Raw genomic sequence first — 14,984 nt, forward strand, 5'->3', positions numbered from 1 at the left:
CGTCTTCAATCGTTCTACAGTAAACTCGCTAACAAGCCCCGGGCGGACGGCAAGCCCGGGCTCCTGTCGCCAACGACCGTCCGCTACACATACTCCGTCCTGAACATCGCCCTGAGGAGGGCCGTCCGGCTTGCCCTGATCCCGCGTAACCCGGCCGACGGCACCGACCCACCCAAGGCCGCGAAGACCGAGCAGCGGGCCTTCACGGACGACGAGGCCCGACGGTTCCTCAAGAGCGTCAAGGATGACCGTCTGTCGGCCCTGTACTGGCTGGCCCTGGCCCTCGGCCTCCGGCGCGGCGAACTCCTTGGCCTCAGGTGGCAGGACCTGGACCTCGACAAGGCCCTTCTCCACGTGCGGCAGTCCCTGGTGGCCGTCAAGGGCCGGCCGGTCATCCAGGCGCCAAAGACCGACCGTGGCCGACGGACGCTCGAACTGACCCCGCAGCTCGTGGCGATCATCAAGCGCTACCGGGTCCAGCAGGCCAAGGCGAAGCTGTTTTTCGGCGAGGAGTACAAGGACCACGGCCTGGTCTTCCCGACCGAGTTCGGGGAGGCCATGGCCCCACGGTCGCTGACCCGCCAGTTCGAGAGGCGCTTGGAAAAAGCCGGGCTCCCCCGGATCCGCTTCCACGACCTCAGGCATACCTTCGCCTCCTTGGCTTTCCCGGACACAGACTTGAAGACGGTCAGCGCGATCCTCGGCCACGACGACATTTCGACGACCGCCGACATCTACTCTCACGTCCTCCACGGTCACCAGCGCCGGGCGATCAAGAAGGTCGTGAAACAGATTACTTCGGGACCCGATGATTAGCAAATGGTTAGCAGCCGGCCTCGGAAAAGGGAAACAACGGAAAAAGCGAGCCTCGCAAACCACCGCGAAGCTCGCTTTTCTTTGTCGGAGTGGTGAGACTCGAACTCACGGCCTCCTGAACCCCATTCAGGCGCGCTACCAAACTGCGCTACACCCCGATTAGAACCAGAACACAAGCAATTATACACCATGGCAGGGCAAAAGACAACGCGGCCAGACGGTCGCGCGCCATCGGCGTTCAGTCGTCAGGCCACTCTCATTCGAACACGACTCCGCGCTCGGCGATACCGCTGACGTAGGCCACTGCCTGGTGACCGGCTCGGCCAAAAGCCTCGACCATCGCCCGGCCGACCTTCCCGCCATCGTCACCGCCGCCCGTTTCCACGATGGCCAGCACCGAGGGGCCGGCCCCGCTCAAGGCAGCGCCCGCCGCGCCCGCCGCAATGGCCGCCTCAATCACGCCGCTGAGATAGGCGAAAGCCTTGGCCCGGTATGGCTGGTGCAGGCGGTCGGCCATCCCTTGCCGCACCGCCCTGGCATCCCCGAGCAGCAACCCGGCAACGAGAGTCGCCGTCCGACCAATATTGAAGACCGCGTCGGTCATCGACACCGATGACGGCAGGAGCGAGCGGGCCTCGTCAGTCGAGAAGGCGAAGTCGGGCACGGCGACGACGGCGCCGAAGGAGGTCGCGGCCTGACAGCGCCGGACGAAGACCCCCCCGTACGGGGCCGAGGTCGAGATGGTCAGGCCGCCGTGGAAAGCCGCGGCCACGTTGTCCGGATGGCCCTCGATTCCCGTAGCCAGCGCGACCAGGGTCTCGTCGTCGAGGGACTTCTTGGTCAACGACCCGCTGGGCGAGGCCGCAGCCGCCGCCTCGTTCGCGGCCGGCGCCTCTTCGGCCTCGAGCGCCTGGACCAAGGCCCTTCCCAGGCAGGCCCCGGCGACGATGGCCGCCGCGCTGCTTCCCAACCCGCAGCCGCAGGGGATGGCGTTGTCGATCTCCATCCGGACCGGCGGGCAATCCCGACCCAGGTAATCAAGGACTCGCTTGAAAGCCCGGTAGACCAGGTTGTCCGGGCCGGACGAGATGGCCGGAGCGCCGGCCCCCCGCACTTCGATGGTCAGCGCCGGCTGTCCCGGACCGGCGACCTCGACGGCGAATGAGTCCCGGATGTCCAGGGCGATTCCCAGGCAATCGAAACCCGGTCCCAGGTTGGCCGACGAAGCCGGGACGGTTATCCGGAAGAACCGCCCGGCGCTGTCCGCGGACGCAACCTTGCGATCATCGGCCTCGGCGCTCACCGTCCCACTTCCCCGCCGTCCATTCCGAAGGCGACCTCCTCGACCAGGTCGAGATCGGCCCGGACCGGTTCCGGCGCGATCGAGACCCGCCTCGCCCGGTTCGGGTCTTTCAACCCGTTTCCGGTTAGGATGCAGACAACGGCCGCGCCTGTGCCGACATGAGCCTCGCTGAACCCGCCCTCCCGGGCCAGCTTGGCCAAACCGGCCAAGGTGACCGCGGAGGCCGGCTCACAGAAGACTCCTTCGAGCCGGGCCAGCAGGCGATAGGCAACGACGATCTCCTCGTCGCTGACCGCCGTAAACTGCCCGTCCGATTCGGCCACCGCCGAGCGGGCCCCGTCCCAACTGGCCGGGTGACCGATGCGAATGGCCGTGGCGATGGTTTTCGGGCGGTCGACGAACCTCCCCGACAGGAACGGCGCCGCCCCTTCAGCTTGGAATCCGAGCATCCTCGGCCGCCCGGTGCCGACGGTCGCCGCGGCTTCCTTGAAACCGCGCCAGTAGGCGGTGATGTTCCCGGCGTTGCCGACCGGGATGGCCAGGAATTCCGGGGCCCGACCGAGCTGTTCGACGATCTCGAAGGCTCCGGTCTTCTGTCCCTCCAGGCGATAGGGGTTGATCGAGTTGACCACGGCGATTTCCGGGTGCCGGGCGCAGAGTCCGCGGACGAGCTCCAGGGCGACGTCGAAGTTGCCCTCCACGGCCAGGACCCGAGCCCCATAGATCAGGGCTTGGGCCAACTTGCCCGAGGCTACCGCACCCTTGGGGATGACCACCAGACAGGCCAACCCGGCCCGGGCCGCATAAGCGGCCGCCGAGGCCGAAGTGTTCCCGGTCGAGGCGCAGATGACCCCCTTGGCCCCCGCTTCCACGGCCTTAGAGACGGCCATGGTCATCCCCCGGTCCTTGAACGAGGCGGTCGGGTTGAGACCCTCGAACTTGAGATATAGGGCGGGCCGGGGGTCGGGCCCGAAGACGGCTTTGGCCAGTCGTGGAGCCGGGATCAGCGGGGTGTTGCCCTCGTTGAGAGTCACTACCGGCGTCTTGTCGCTGACCGGCAGGAATCGCCGATAGGCGGCGATTACTCCGGGCCAAGCTCCTTGCCGGCTACTTTCCGAGGCCAGGGTTGGTTTCACGTCGACGACCACGCTCCGATCAAAGGGGCCGGCGGCTCGCGGCCCGCCCCTGCCTAGAGTTTTCTCATTAATACTCCCCTCATGCCCGGCTCTCCTGCCCGACATGAAAAGAACTCCCACCCCTCGGCGAGGCGGGAATTCTTCGTAAACCTTGGGACCGCTGTTGACTGGACAGCCGGTTCAGCGATTACCGCGCCACGGCTTCCTTCAGGTTCTTGCCAGGCTTGAAGGCCGGGACCTTGCGGGCGCCAATCTTGATCTGCTTGCCCGTCTGAGGGTTGCGGCCCATCCGCGCGGCGCGCTTCCGGACGTCGAACGTCCCAAAGCCGACCATGGACACCTTGTGACCACCCTTGAGGGAGTCGGTGATGGCCTTGAAGACCGCGTCAACGGCCTTGCCGGCGTCCTTCTTCGTGAGGCCGGTCTTGGAAGCTACCTTGTCGACGAGTTCTGCCTTTGTCAACAGTTGTCACCTCCTTTTACTGTGTGTAACTCAGGAACCCAAATCGCTTGAAACCTTGGCCCTAGGCAATTCTGCCTGTTTTGCTATTCGCTACCACCGCACAGACTCCTTCTTCTTTCGTTGTTGATGTCGAAAAAAATAAGAGACGTCGGCCTTCCGGCCGACGTCTTACTGTTGAAACCCGTTCCTGCTGCGGTTCTACCTGACTGTTTACGGCGGGCACGTGTCTCAGATGATGATGCAGAGCAGTCCGCCGCTGCCTTCGTTGACGATCCTCTGGATGGTCTCCTGTAGCTTTTGCTGCGCGTTCTCGGGCATCTGGAAGAGCTTGTTCTGAATGCCCTCGCGGACGAGGTCGTGCATGGACTTGCCGAACATGTCGGACTGCCAGATCTTCTTGGGGTCCCCCTCGAACTCGCGGAGGAGGAACTTGACCATTTCTTCGCCCTGCTTCTCCGTGCCGATGATCGGAGTGACCTCGGTCTCCACGTCGGCCCGGATGAAGTGCAACGAAGGCGCGCTGGCCTTGAGTTTGACGCCGAAGTGGTTCCCCTGCTTGATCATCTCGGGTTCCTCGAAGATCATGTCCTGGAGCCGCGGAGAGACCATCCCGTAGCCGGTCTCGCGGACGTCCTTGAGCGCCTCGGCGATGACGTCGTACTCCTTCTTGGCAAAGGCCAGTTCCTTCATCGCTTTGACCAGGTCGGCCTCGTTCTTGAGGGAGTATGCGCTCATCTCCTCGAGGACCTGGTAGAACAGTTCGCCCTTGGCCCGCAGGTCGACGGTGGCCACGCCGGTCCCCATGTCCATGTTTCGCAGGCTGACGTCGGAGACGAAGTCGAATCCGGACAACTTCTCGATGGCCCCGTCCACGTCGCGCAGCCGGCGGACGCCCTGGACCGCCTCGGCCACACCCTCTTCGAACTTGACCCTGAGCCAGTGCTTGGGTTCGAGTTCCTCGACCCAGGCGGGGAGGTTGATGTTGACCTCCTTCACCGGAAACTCGTAGAGGACCTGCTCCATCAGGGTCTGGACGTCGTCGACGGTCATCTGGGCTGCGTCCACCGGGATCACCGGCACGTCGTACTTCGCCGAAAGCCGCTCAGAGAGCTCCTGGGCCTCCTTCTCCAGCGGCCTGACGCTGTTGAGGACAATGACGAAGGGTTTGCCGAGCTCCTTCAGTTCCCTGATGACTCGCTCCTCGGCGTCCACGTAAGCGTCGCGCGCAATATCGGTGATGCTACCGTCGGTCGTGACCACCAGACCCATCGTCGAGTGCTCGGAGATCACCTTGCGGGTGCCGATCTCGGCCGCTTCCTCGAAGGGGATCTCATACTCGAACCATGGGGTCATGACCATCCGCGGGCCGCCCTGCTCTTCATACCCGACCGCCCCGGGAACGCTGAAGCCGACGCAGTCGACCAAGCGGACCCTCATCTTCAGGCTGTCCTTGAGGGTGATCTCAACGGCCTCCGCCGGGATGAACTTCGGTTCGGTGGTCATGATCATCCGGCCGGTCCCCGCCTGCGGAAGCTCGTCCTTCGCCTGCTCGCGGGCATATGGGTCCTTGATGTTGGGCAGGACGAGGAGTTCCATGAAGCGTTTGATGAAGGTCGACTTCCCCGTCCGGACTGGACCGACGACACCCATGTAGATGTCCCCGCCCGTCCGTTCGGCGATATCCTTGAAGATATCGAACTTCTCCACCCTTCTCCCTCCCTCGGTTTCGTGTGGGGTCGTCTCTGCTCCATGTATATGTGGGGCCTCCGGAGTGATTACCAGAATTGGCATCAAAAAACGGGCCAACCCCGGGCCCGCGAAGCACCTGGGGTTGGCTCCATGAGTCTATCAAGCGGCCTGGTGCGGCACGGCCTTGGGCCGCCACCACCGTGACGCCCTCAGGGCGTCCAGTCCAGCGGGCTAGGGGTCACTTCTTCCATCTCGTGCCGGCGGCCCCTGCTCATCAGGGCGGAGACCGCGTCGGCCGGGGGTTTGCGGTGGAAGAGTACCTCCACCACTTGTTCGGCGATGGGCAACTCGATCCCGCTCCGGCGGCCAAGAGCGCCGGCCACGCGGGCCGCGCGGACGCCCTCGACGACCATCGGCGACGAACCGAGGACGGCCTCGACGGCCTCGCCCCGGCCCAGCCTGACGCCGGTCTGGCGGTTGCGCGAGAGATCGCCGGTGCAGGTCAGGAAGAGGTCGCCGAGGCCGGCCAACCCGGCGAAGGTCATCGGCCGGGCGCCGAGGGCCACCCCGAGCCGGGTCATCTCGGCCAGGGCCCTGGTGACCACGGCCGCCCGAGTATTGTGGCCGAGCCCCAGGCCGTCGGCGATGCCGGCGGCGATGGCGTAGACGTTCTTCAAGGCCCCACCGAGTTCCACGCCGACCACATCGGGGTGAGTGTACACCCGAAAATGGGCGTTCATCAGCACGTCCTGGGCCTCCTCGGCCGTCTCCCGGCTGGAGGAGGCGACGACGGTGGCCGCCGGCATACGCCTAGCGACCTCGGCCGAGAAGTTTGGGCCCGACAGGATGGTCAGGCGGGCGGCCTTCTTCCCCATCTCCTCCTGAATGACCTGGCTCATCCGGGCGTTGGTGTCAACCTCGAGCCCTTTCGTCGCGCTGACCACGATGGCCCCGTCAGGGCAGGGGCCGGCGGCCCGCCTGACAACCTCCCGCAGCCCGTGCGAAGGCACTGCCAGAACGACCATTCTCGCCCCGCCGAGGGCCTCGGCGAGGTCCTCGACGAGCGTCAGGGTGGGGTCCAGAGCCACGCCTGGAAGGTAGGTCCGGTTCTCCCCGATTCGGCGAAGCTCGGCGGCGAACTCGGCCCGCCTGGCCCACAGCTTCACCCGATGCCCGTTTTCGGCCAGTAAAAGGGCGAGGGCCGTGCCCCAGCCGCCGGCCCCCAGGACGGTCGCATCGTAACTGAAGTAGCTCAAGTCGGTTCGACCTCCGAAGCTAACGCCGTTGGCCCGGGCGCTGTCCGACCCGGGACTCCTGACCGGCCAGGAGTCTCGTGATGTTGGCCTTGTGCCGGTAGATGATGAAGACCGCGCCGACGACCCCGAAGACCTTCTCGGGCAAGGCCGACGGGGCGATCAGCACGTAGATGCCCGTGGCCAGGGCCCCGAGGATCGACCCCAGGGAGACGTAGCGGGTCAGGGCGACGGCGACCACGAAGGCGCCCAGGCCCGCCAGCAGATAGCGGGGGATCAGCATGATGGCCACCCCGGCGCTGGTGGCCACGCCCTTGCCGCCCTTGAACCCGAGGAAGACCGACCAGTTGTGTCCGGCAATGGCGGCCAGACCGGCAAGCATCCCGGCCCAGGCCGGGTCGACCCCGGCGGCCAGATGGCGGGCCAGGTAGACCGGGGCAGCACCTTTCGCCGCATCCAGTAATAGGACCGGCGCGGCCGCCCTGGCCCCAATCACCCTCAAAACGTTGGTGGCGCCGATGTTCCCACTGCCGTGCTTCCTGACGTCCACGCCCAGGAGGCGACCGGCGATGAAGCCGAAGGGAACGGCGCCAATCAGATAGCCCAGTATAAGGGAAACCACCAAGCGGTCCATTGACCCCTCCTACTTTCTCTCCTTGGCGACCAGTCGAATCGGGGTCCCGTCGAAACCGTAGGCCTCCCTCAGCCGGTTCTCCAGGTATCGGCGATAGGTGTAATAAAGCAGGTCTGGATCGTTGACGAAGAGGAGGAAGGTCGGCGGACGCGTGCCACCCTGCGTGGCGTAGTAGATCTTCAGTCGCTTCCCCCGTTCCGCGGGAGGCGGGCTGACGGTGACGGCGTCCCTCAGCAGCCGGTTCAGGTCGGGAGTGGGGATCTTCCGGGAATACTCCCCGGCCACCCGATCGACCGTCTCCAGGATCTTAGGCACTCGCTGCCCGGTGCGGGCCGAAATCATCAGGATCGGCGAATAGCTCATGAACGGCAGGCCCCACCGCACCCCGTCGACAAAGGCCTTGACGCCCTCGTCCGACTTGTCCTCAAAGAGATCCCACTTGTTGATGACGACGATCGATGCCCGCCCGGCTTCGAAGACATAGCCGGCGATCTTCTTGTCCTGCTCGGTCAGGCCCTCGACGGCGTCGATCAGGATCAGGGCGACGTCCGCCCGATCGACCGCCCGGAGGGCCCTGATCACGCCGTACCGTTCGACGGGGTGCTCGATGCGCCCCTTCCGCCGCATCCCGGCGGTGTCGATGAAGATGTATCGGCTGCCCCCGCGGACCACTCCGACATCGATGGCGTCGCGGGTCGTCCCCGGGATGTCCGAGACGATCACCCGCTCTTCCCCGAGGATCGCGTTGACCAGGGACGACTTGCCGACGTTGGGGCGGCCGACGACGGCGACCCTGTTGACGGATTCGTCGCCTGCTTCAGCTTCTCCTTCTGGCAAGAGGGTCAGGATCCGATCCAGGAGGTCGCCGATGCCCAGGCCGTGAGCGGCCGAGACGGCCATCGGGTCGCCGAGGCCGAGGCCGAGGCCGTAGAACTCGTAGAGGTTCTTCATCTGCGCGGGATCATCGACCTTGTTGACCACCACGATGACCTGACGAGGCCCGGCCCGGCGCAGTTCCTCGGCGACTTCCTGATCGGCCGGAAGGAGGCCCTCGCGGCCGTTGACGACCATCAGGACGACGTCGGCCTCCTGAATGGCCAGTTGGGCCTGGCGGCGGGTCAGATCGTGGATTCCATGGTCGGCGGTCACCTCGATGCCGCCCGTGTCGACCAGCGTGAAACCGCGGCCCGACCACTCGGCCGTGGCGTAGATGCGGTCCCGGGTGACCCCCGGCTCGCTCTCGACGATCGCCAGCCTCTGTTGTAAGAGGCGATTGAAAAGGGCCGACTTCCCGACGTTGGGCCGACCGACGATGGCGACGACTGGATTCATGCTGTGGCCCCCTCTCCGATGACCGCCCGGGCGAAGGTGTCCCCTCGGGCCTCGACCACCTTCACCGGACGTCCGATGCTGCCCGCCAGGTCCTCAGGGGTCAGGTCGTCGAGGAAACGTCCGTCCTCTTCGCGCACGGCCGCAGCCGGCACGAGGACCTCATCGCCCAGCCTGTCCGGGCCGGCCGCGGCCAGGGTCGCTCCGATGTCCCGGCCGCTGAGGAGCCCGGCGACGGTGACCGCCGGGCCGAAGAACTGATTGGTCACCCGAAGGACATCGACCCGCAGCCCATCGATGGTTTCCGACAACTGGCCCGCCGCCCGGTTGATGACGTCGAAGGCCGAGGCACCGGTGACCACCGTCACCCTCCGCGGGGCGACCCTGGCCGGCCAGCGCCGCTTGCTCCGGCGAAAATCGTCGAGGAACCGTCGGATCAGGCCGATGCCGTTCTCGAGCTGGGGGAACCCGGCATACTCTCGCTTCGCCGGGACGGTTCGGCCGGCCAAGACGTAGAATTCGTCGGCCAGGAAGAGAAGGTCGGTGATGCCCCTCTCGGCCAGCCGCCGACGCCAGGCGCCGACCTGGGCGATGACCTCGGCGGCCTGCTCTCGGGTGACGGGATGAATGAAGGGTAGGCCCTCCCGGTGGGCGGTCAGTCCGACCGGGACCACGCCGACCGAGGCCACCCCCGGCCACAAAGCAGCGAGGTCTTCGACGGTTCGGTTGAGGACCTCCCCGTCGTTCAACCCCGGACACAGGACGATCTGAGTGTGAAGGGCGATCCCTCCGCCGACCAGGCGCCTGAGCTGCCCAAGCACGTCGCCGGCCAACGCGGCCCGCATCAGGCGCCGGCGGGCGGCCGGGTCGGTGGCGTGGACCGAGACGTACAGGGGGGACAGCCGAAGCCGGACGATCCGATCCAGGTCCTCCGCGGTGAGGTTGGACAGGGTGATGAAATTGCCGTGGAGGAAGGACAGGCGATAGTCGTCATCGCGCAGGTAAAGGCTGGGGCGAAGGCCCTTGGGCATCTGCTCGAGGAAGCAGAAGACGCAGCGGTTGCGGCAACGACGGAGGCCATCGAAAAGGGGATCGTCGAAATCGATCCCCAACGCCCGGCCCGGGACCCGCTCGAGATCGACGACCCACTCCTCCCCGTTGGACTTGATCACCCGCAGGGTCAGCTCATCCTGGGCCGCCTGGTAATAGTAGTCGATCAGGTCACCGAGCGGCTGTCCATCAATCTCCACGATCCGGTCGCCGGGGACGATCCCCACCTCAGCCGCCGGGCTGCCGGGTTCGACGCCGGACACGATTCCCCCACGTCTCACGCTCAGGTCCTCCGCCGACGGCCCCTGGGCCCCGGCCACTCTATTATTCACCGGGGCCGCCCTCCCCGTCAAGCAGGCCCCGGGCCACCCCCGGGGAACGGCCCCAGACCTCGCCCCGGGTCCGCCGCGCTAGCTGGACCAGGTGCCCATAGTTGCGCCTCACCCCGATGAGGGTCAAGGGCCGCCCCAGGCCGATCAGGCCGAGGCGGCGCGACAGGACTCCCCCGGCTTTGGTCCAGTTGCCGACGTGAACGAGGCTGTCTCGGAGGATCATCGCCTCGCCCGGCAGACCGTAGAGGTCCAGGACGCTACGCATCGTCCGGGTCAGGAAGTCCTTGCCCCCGGCCAGGCCGATGGCGTAAATCTCGTGACCTCGGGCGTCCCGCCCGACGAAGATGGGCGTGCCAAGCTCATGCCGGTCGATTCGGTCGTAGAAGGTCAGGGCGGCGATCTCACCACTCTCGGCCATCCGCGCCTCGGGGAGGATCCCGAGGTGGAGGGCGGCGGCGACGATCGACGAATGGGCGCTGCCGAAACAGTGGTAGAACACCTTCGGCCGGCCGTCCGCGGCGACCCTTTGAGGGTTCATCCCGGTGGCCGTGACCAACCGCCCGGCCGCCCTGGCCCGAGCCTCCCGCACAATCCGGGAGATCGTCCGAAAGGCCGAGGCGGTGCCGATCTCGACCACCGGCCGTCCGAAAGACGGCAAGAGCATTCCCCGCGAGACGAAGCCGCCCAGCTTCATCAAGACGTTGACGCTCGACAGGACATTGACCAAGAGAAGGCCGGCCGGGTCCTGGCCGTAGACCTCGGCCACCCCACGCACGACCCGCTCGGCAATCTGCGGCATGAAGCGCCGTCCCAGGACGTGGACCTCGTTCCCCTGGGCGTCGATCCCAGCGAAGTAGATCCGCCCGTGGTCGGCCCGGACCATTCGGTCATAGAACGGCAGTCCTTCCAGCTCGGCCGAGGTCGGCGGGCGGTCGGAATCGAGCAGTCCTAAATGAATGGCGGCTGCCGTCACTGAGGAGTGAGCGCCGCCATAGCAATGGTAGATGATTTTCACCGGCCTCTTGCCGTCAGGGCCCGCCTTCGCCGCTCAGGATCGCCCCCGGTCGTCTCTCGGTTCGGAATCCCGTCCCCCCCGATCGCGATGTCCGCCCGTCCGTGAAGAGTCCTTGGTCTCTTCGTTCTGCTCCTTGGTGTCTTCGTGCCGGCCGGTGGCCATCCAGACCTCGTCGCCGCCCTTGCCCACCGTCCGCTTGTCCCGCTCCCCTTTGTGCTTCTCTCCCACCTTTCGCCCCTCCCTTCCGTTCAAGTAGCCGGCCAATTCGGTCGAGCGAAGCCGCCGCAGCCGCTCCCAGGCCTGGCTGAACCCACCGCTGGCGATGATCAGGTAGCCCGCGGCGAGGAGCAGGATGCCCGCCACGATGGTCAGGATGGCCCGGGTCGCCCCGCGGTTCTGGCCGCCGATTCCGAGGGCTCCCGACGGTCCGGCGGTACCCACCACCTTCGGCACGTCGTCGGCCAAGAGGGCCACGCCCCGTTCGGCTTCGGCCTTCATGTTGTCTTCAGCGCCCACTTCGATCAAAAGGGCCCGCGGGGACAGATCCTGATTGTAGCGGCCCTGCCCGAAATAGATCGCTCGGACCAGCCCCGGATGGCTCTGGTCGGCCACCGCCTTCAGCTGCTTCGCGAAGGCCAGGTTGGCCTGCATGTTCGGGTTCTGTCGGCCGATGACGAACATCACCTGGGTGACCTGCTGCCCGGAGACTTTCTTCTGATAGGCCTGGGGCGGGGCGGTGTCCCGGTGGACATCGAAGATGGCCGCCGGCCGGTAACGGGAGAGGAGGCTCAGGGCCGTCCGCCGCGACCGGTCGTAGGCCAGATTGTCATGAGGGTCATGGGGCTGCGTGCTGTCGACGACGGTGAGCCCTTTGCGCCGCAGGGCGTCGCGGAAGGCGGCTCCGACCTGGAAAATGCCCCCGTGGGCGGGGATATTCGCCGCCCCGTCGCTGGGCACGTAGGACTCGTCGCTGTGGGTGTGATAGATGGCCACGGTCGCCCCACCGGCCGCGGCGGCGATGGTCGACCCATCCAACCCGACCGCCCCACCCGGGGCCGGGGTCGCGGCCGGGACCTCGGCCGGCGCGGAGAGACCGCCGGCTTGGCCGGTTACCGGGCGGGCCCTGGCGTTGTCGGCATCAACCGAGTAGACTTCGTATTCCCGATTGTCCTCGGCGATGAAGCGGTCCCCCACCGAGACACCGAGACCGGTGGTGAGGAGGCTGTTGCCGGCCTCGTCGACGATGGTGTAATAGCCCGCCAGACGCTCGTCCAGCGAAAAGGCCGACGTCGCCGCCGCTTCAGCCCGAATGGGCGCAGCCCCGACCATTCCGAGCCCCAGCAGGGCGATAGCCACCAGGGCTACGAGCCCGCCCGCGACGTCGCGCCAGGCTCTAACCACGGCGGTCCCCCTCCTCCTCGGCCCGCCTGATGAGGTCTTGTTCTTCCCGAGCCCGCCAGGCTTCCTCCGGCCACACCTTGCGTCGGGCCGGCTGTCCCGGGCCGCCGCTGGTGTAGACCGAGTCCAGTCCCTCGGGGCCGGCGTACTCGTCGATGTAGTCGTCGATGTCCTTGAGTTCGTCCGTCCCCCCGCGTTCCGCGGGCTCCCGCTCGAGGCCTTGCGGCCAGGTGCTCTCGACGCCCCCGACCGGCCCGGCCCGGAACTCGGGGCCCTGACCCGTCAAGTCCCGCTGGTCGGCGTCGGCCAGGTCGTCTTCTTCGGCCTCACTGAGCATCCCGGTGAATTCCACGTTCTTGATCGGTCGCCGCTTCTTGTCCCGTGGCCCCCCTTGAATGGCCTCCCGCGTCTCGCCGATGATCTCGGCCAGGAAGGTCCCGAGGACGCCGGCGATGATCACCGAATCAAAGGCCCCCGCCCCGCCGAGCCAGGTGCGCCCGGGAATGCCGCGGACGGTAATCTCGACGTAGTGAGCCACGTCGGCCAAGATGATCCCGAGCGAACCGGCGATGAACGCCGAGCGGCGGGACCGGCCGGCGATATAGGCCACCAGGCCGCCGACGATGGCAAAGAGGTAGGTCGGGTCGATGACCGTGTTCTGCGTCGGTTCGGACGGCAGGAGCCGGGCGGCCACCCAGACGATGGCCGCCGTGATCACCGCCGACAGGACCCCCCTGACCTTCTCTACCGTCGTGTCCGCCCGCCACAGGAGGTAGATCACCAAACCCAGTGGGAAAAGGGCCCCGCCGATGTTGACCAGCAGCTGCGGGGGCGTCCGGATGATGGTGATGTTAAAGAAGCTTGCCGCGATCATCAGGACGATGAAAATGAGCGCCCCCCGGTCGGTCAGATACATCCGGTCGAGCACCCGGTGGGCCAACCCGAAGTAGATGAGGACGGCCACCACCAAGAGGATCACCATGCCGATGGGTAGATTCATCAGGAAGCCTCCTCACGAGGAAACCCGGCGGTAATGAACGACCCGGGGTCGCCAGTTTCAAGGTCTAGCATACCCCGGGTCTAAGTGGGCCTATTCCGCAGTCCGGCGCGGCTTTGTGGCCCTTGCGCTGGTCTTTCGCCGAGTATTGCCGCGGGCCTTCTGGGCGACCTTGGCGGAGCCTTCGTTCTGAGGCGCAAGCTTGGCCGGCGGGCCGCTCTTGCCCCGATGCCTCGCGAATTCAAAGGTCACGCCGGCCGGCCCGGCCACCAGCCGGGCCGCGAAGCGCCGCCCGTTGCGCGAGCGAAAGCCGGTGAGGAGCCGCGTCCGACCCTTCTGACAGAGCTCGGCCAAGTCAGCCGACTCGATGCGGCGACCGAGGATCCAAGCGCCCACTCGAAACCGGCAGTCGGACTCGTTCCCGGCGCAGACCCACCGACCCCGAACGAGGGTCACCCCGCGGCCGCAGAGGGGGCACTTGAGGGTTGGAGGAGGCCCCGCGGCGCCGCCCGGGTCCCCGCCCACGGCCGCCCTCGGCCCGGTCGACCAACCCTTGACCTTCTCCACGAGGGCGCCGGTCAGCCCCTCGATCTCCCCCATGAAACGGGCCGGATCGACCTCAGCCGTCTGGACGGCGTTGATCCGTTGCTCCCATTCCCCGGTCAGCTGCGGTGAGAGAAGGACCTCGGCCCCCGCGGCGCGGGCCGCCTCGATCAGCTGGATTCCCTTGGCCGTCGGCCTCAGGCGACGGGCCGCGACCTCGACGTAACCGACCCGCTTGAGGCGGTCGATGATGGCCGCCCGCGTGGCCGGCGTCCCCAGGCCTCGTCCTTTCATCGCCTCGCGAAGGGCCTCGTCGTCCACGTGGCGGCCGGCGGTCTCCATCGCGGCCAGGAGTGACCCCTCGGTGTACCGCGGGGGCGGCTCCGTGCGCCCGTCCTTGAGACGCGCTTCGGTGCAGAGGACCTCGTCCCCGACGGATAGGCCGTCCAACGAGCTCAAACCCCCGCCGTCTTCCTCGCCCCGGCGCTTGTCTCCGCGGCGCCTATCCCCGCGGGCCTGCTCCCCGAGCTCGACCACCCGCCACCCCTCGACCATGGTCACCCGCCCGACGGTCTCGAAGTCGTCGATGCCGACCGTGGTCATCACTCGCCTGACCCGGTCCACGGCCGGGGGATAGAATTGAGCCAGGAACCGCCCGGCGATCAATCCATAGACCTTGGCGTCCGATGGGGAGAGTGCCCCCGGCCGTTCGCCGGTAGGGATGATCGCGTGATGGTCGGCTACTCGACCCGGGTTGATCACCCGGCCATGCCCATGGATGGCCGCGGGGTCGGCCCCCCGACACCAGACCGCGAGGCCGGCTTGTTCGGCCAGCCCATCGATGATCGTCCGGGTCGTCCTCGCCACGTCGGGGGTGAGAAAGCGCGAGTCGGTCCGCGGGTAGGTGATCAGCTTGGCCTCGTAAAGCCGCTGTGCCGCGGCCAGCGTGGCGGAGGCCGTCATCCCCCAGCGTCGGTTGGCTTCCCGCTGCAGGCTGGTGAGGTCGAAAAGGAGCGGCGGGTTCTC

General features: G+C 66.9%; 13 protein-coding genes and 1 tRNA gene. 1 reads left to right on the forward strand and 13 read right to left on the reverse strand.

The genetic code is table 11. The annotated features are described in order from the left end of the window. The coding region (locus tag VGL40_07700; protein ID HEY3315143.1) for a site-specific integrase at window positions 1-816 on the forward strand (816 nt) is incomplete at its 5' end. Between the two features lie 84 nt (window positions 817-900). Here VGL40_07700 and VGL40_07705 read toward each other — a convergent pair. The 13 genes from VGL40_07705 to VGL40_07765 all read right to left on the reverse strand — a co-directional run. Then, window positions 901-974, reverse strand: a tRNA-Pro gene (locus VGL40_07705). A gap of 98 nt (window positions 975-1,072) precedes the next feature. Next, window positions 1,073-2,119: a homoserine kinase gene (locus VGL40_07710; GenBank protein ID HEY3315144.1), complete on the reverse strand. Its 1,047-nt coding sequence runs from the start codon at window positions 2,117-2,119 to the stop codon at window positions 1,073-1,075. Then, window positions 2,116-3,255, reverse strand: a complete 1,140-nt coding sequence (gene thrC, locus VGL40_07715) for a threonine synthase (GenBank protein ID HEY3315145.1) — start codon at window positions 3,253-3,255, stop codon at window positions 2,116-2,118. Before thrC ends, VGL40_07710 begins: the two co-directional genes overlap by 4 nt. A gap of 187 nt (window positions 3,256-3,442) precedes the next feature. Then, window positions 3,443-3,721 (reverse strand): HU family DNA-binding protein, encoded by a 279-nt coding sequence (locus tag VGL40_07720; protein ID HEY3315146.1) that lies wholly within the window; start codon window positions 3,719-3,721, stop codon window positions 3,443-3,445. A gap of 225 nt (window positions 3,722-3,946) precedes the next feature. Beyond that, entirely contained in the window at window positions 3,947-5,425 is a 1,479-nt protein-coding gene (gene spoIVA / locus VGL40_07725; protein ID HEY3315147.1) for a stage IV sporulation protein A, read from the reverse strand. 191 nt (window positions 5,426-5,616) lie between these two features. After that, window positions 5,617-6,663, reverse strand: a complete 1,047-nt coding sequence (locus VGL40_07730) for an NAD(P)H-dependent glycerol-3-phosphate dehydrogenase (GenBank protein HEY3315148.1) — start codon at window positions 6,661-6,663, stop codon at window positions 5,617-5,619. Window positions 6,664-6,682: 19 nt separating this feature from the next. Further along, window positions 6,683-7,294: a glycerol-3-phosphate 1-O-acyltransferase PlsY gene (plsY, locus tag VGL40_07735; GenBank protein ID HEY3315149.1), complete on the reverse strand. Its 612-nt coding sequence runs from the start codon at window positions 7,292-7,294 to the stop codon at window positions 6,683-6,685. A gap of 9 nt (window positions 7,295-7,303) precedes the next feature. After that, window positions 7,304-8,626: a ribosome biogenesis GTPase Der gene (der, locus tag VGL40_07740; GenBank protein ID HEY3315150.1), complete on the reverse strand. Its 1,323-nt coding sequence runs from the start codon at window positions 8,624-8,626 to the stop codon at window positions 7,304-7,306. After that, window positions 8,623-10,005 (reverse strand): DUF512 domain-containing protein, encoded by a 1,383-nt coding sequence (locus VGL40_07745; protein HEY3315151.1) that lies wholly within the window; start codon window positions 10,003-10,005, stop codon window positions 8,623-8,625. Before VGL40_07745 ends, der begins: the two co-directional genes overlap by 4 nt. Next, window positions 9,998-11,020 carry a DUF3189 family protein gene (locus tag VGL40_07750; GenBank protein ID HEY3315152.1) on the reverse strand — a complete coding sequence of 341 codons (1,023 nt, stop codon included), beginning with the start codon at window positions 11,018-11,020 and terminating at the stop codon, window positions 9,998-10,000. The genes VGL40_07745 and VGL40_07750 overlap by 8 nt, the downstream gene beginning before the upstream one ends. Before the next feature lie 33 nt (window positions 11,021-11,053). Further along, entirely contained in the window at window positions 11,054-12,421 is a 1,368-nt protein-coding gene (gene spoIIP / locus VGL40_07755; GenBank protein HEY3315153.1) for a stage II sporulation protein P, read from the reverse strand. Continuing rightward, window positions 12,414-13,418 (reverse strand): DUF1614 domain-containing protein, encoded by a 1,005-nt coding sequence (locus VGL40_07760; protein HEY3315154.1) that lies wholly within the window; start codon window positions 13,416-13,418, stop codon window positions 12,414-12,416. The genes spoIIP and VGL40_07760 overlap by 8 nt, the downstream gene beginning before the upstream one ends. A 90-nt stretch (window positions 13,419-13,508) precedes the next feature. After that, on the reverse strand, window positions 13,509-14,984 hold a 1,476-nt coding region (locus VGL40_07765; protein ID HEY3315155.1), incomplete at its 5' end, for a DNA topoisomerase.

The organism is Bacillota bacterium (assembly GCA_036504675.1).
GTDB lineage: Bacteria > Bacillota > Sulfobacillia > JAJYWN01 > JAJZPE01 > DASXUT01.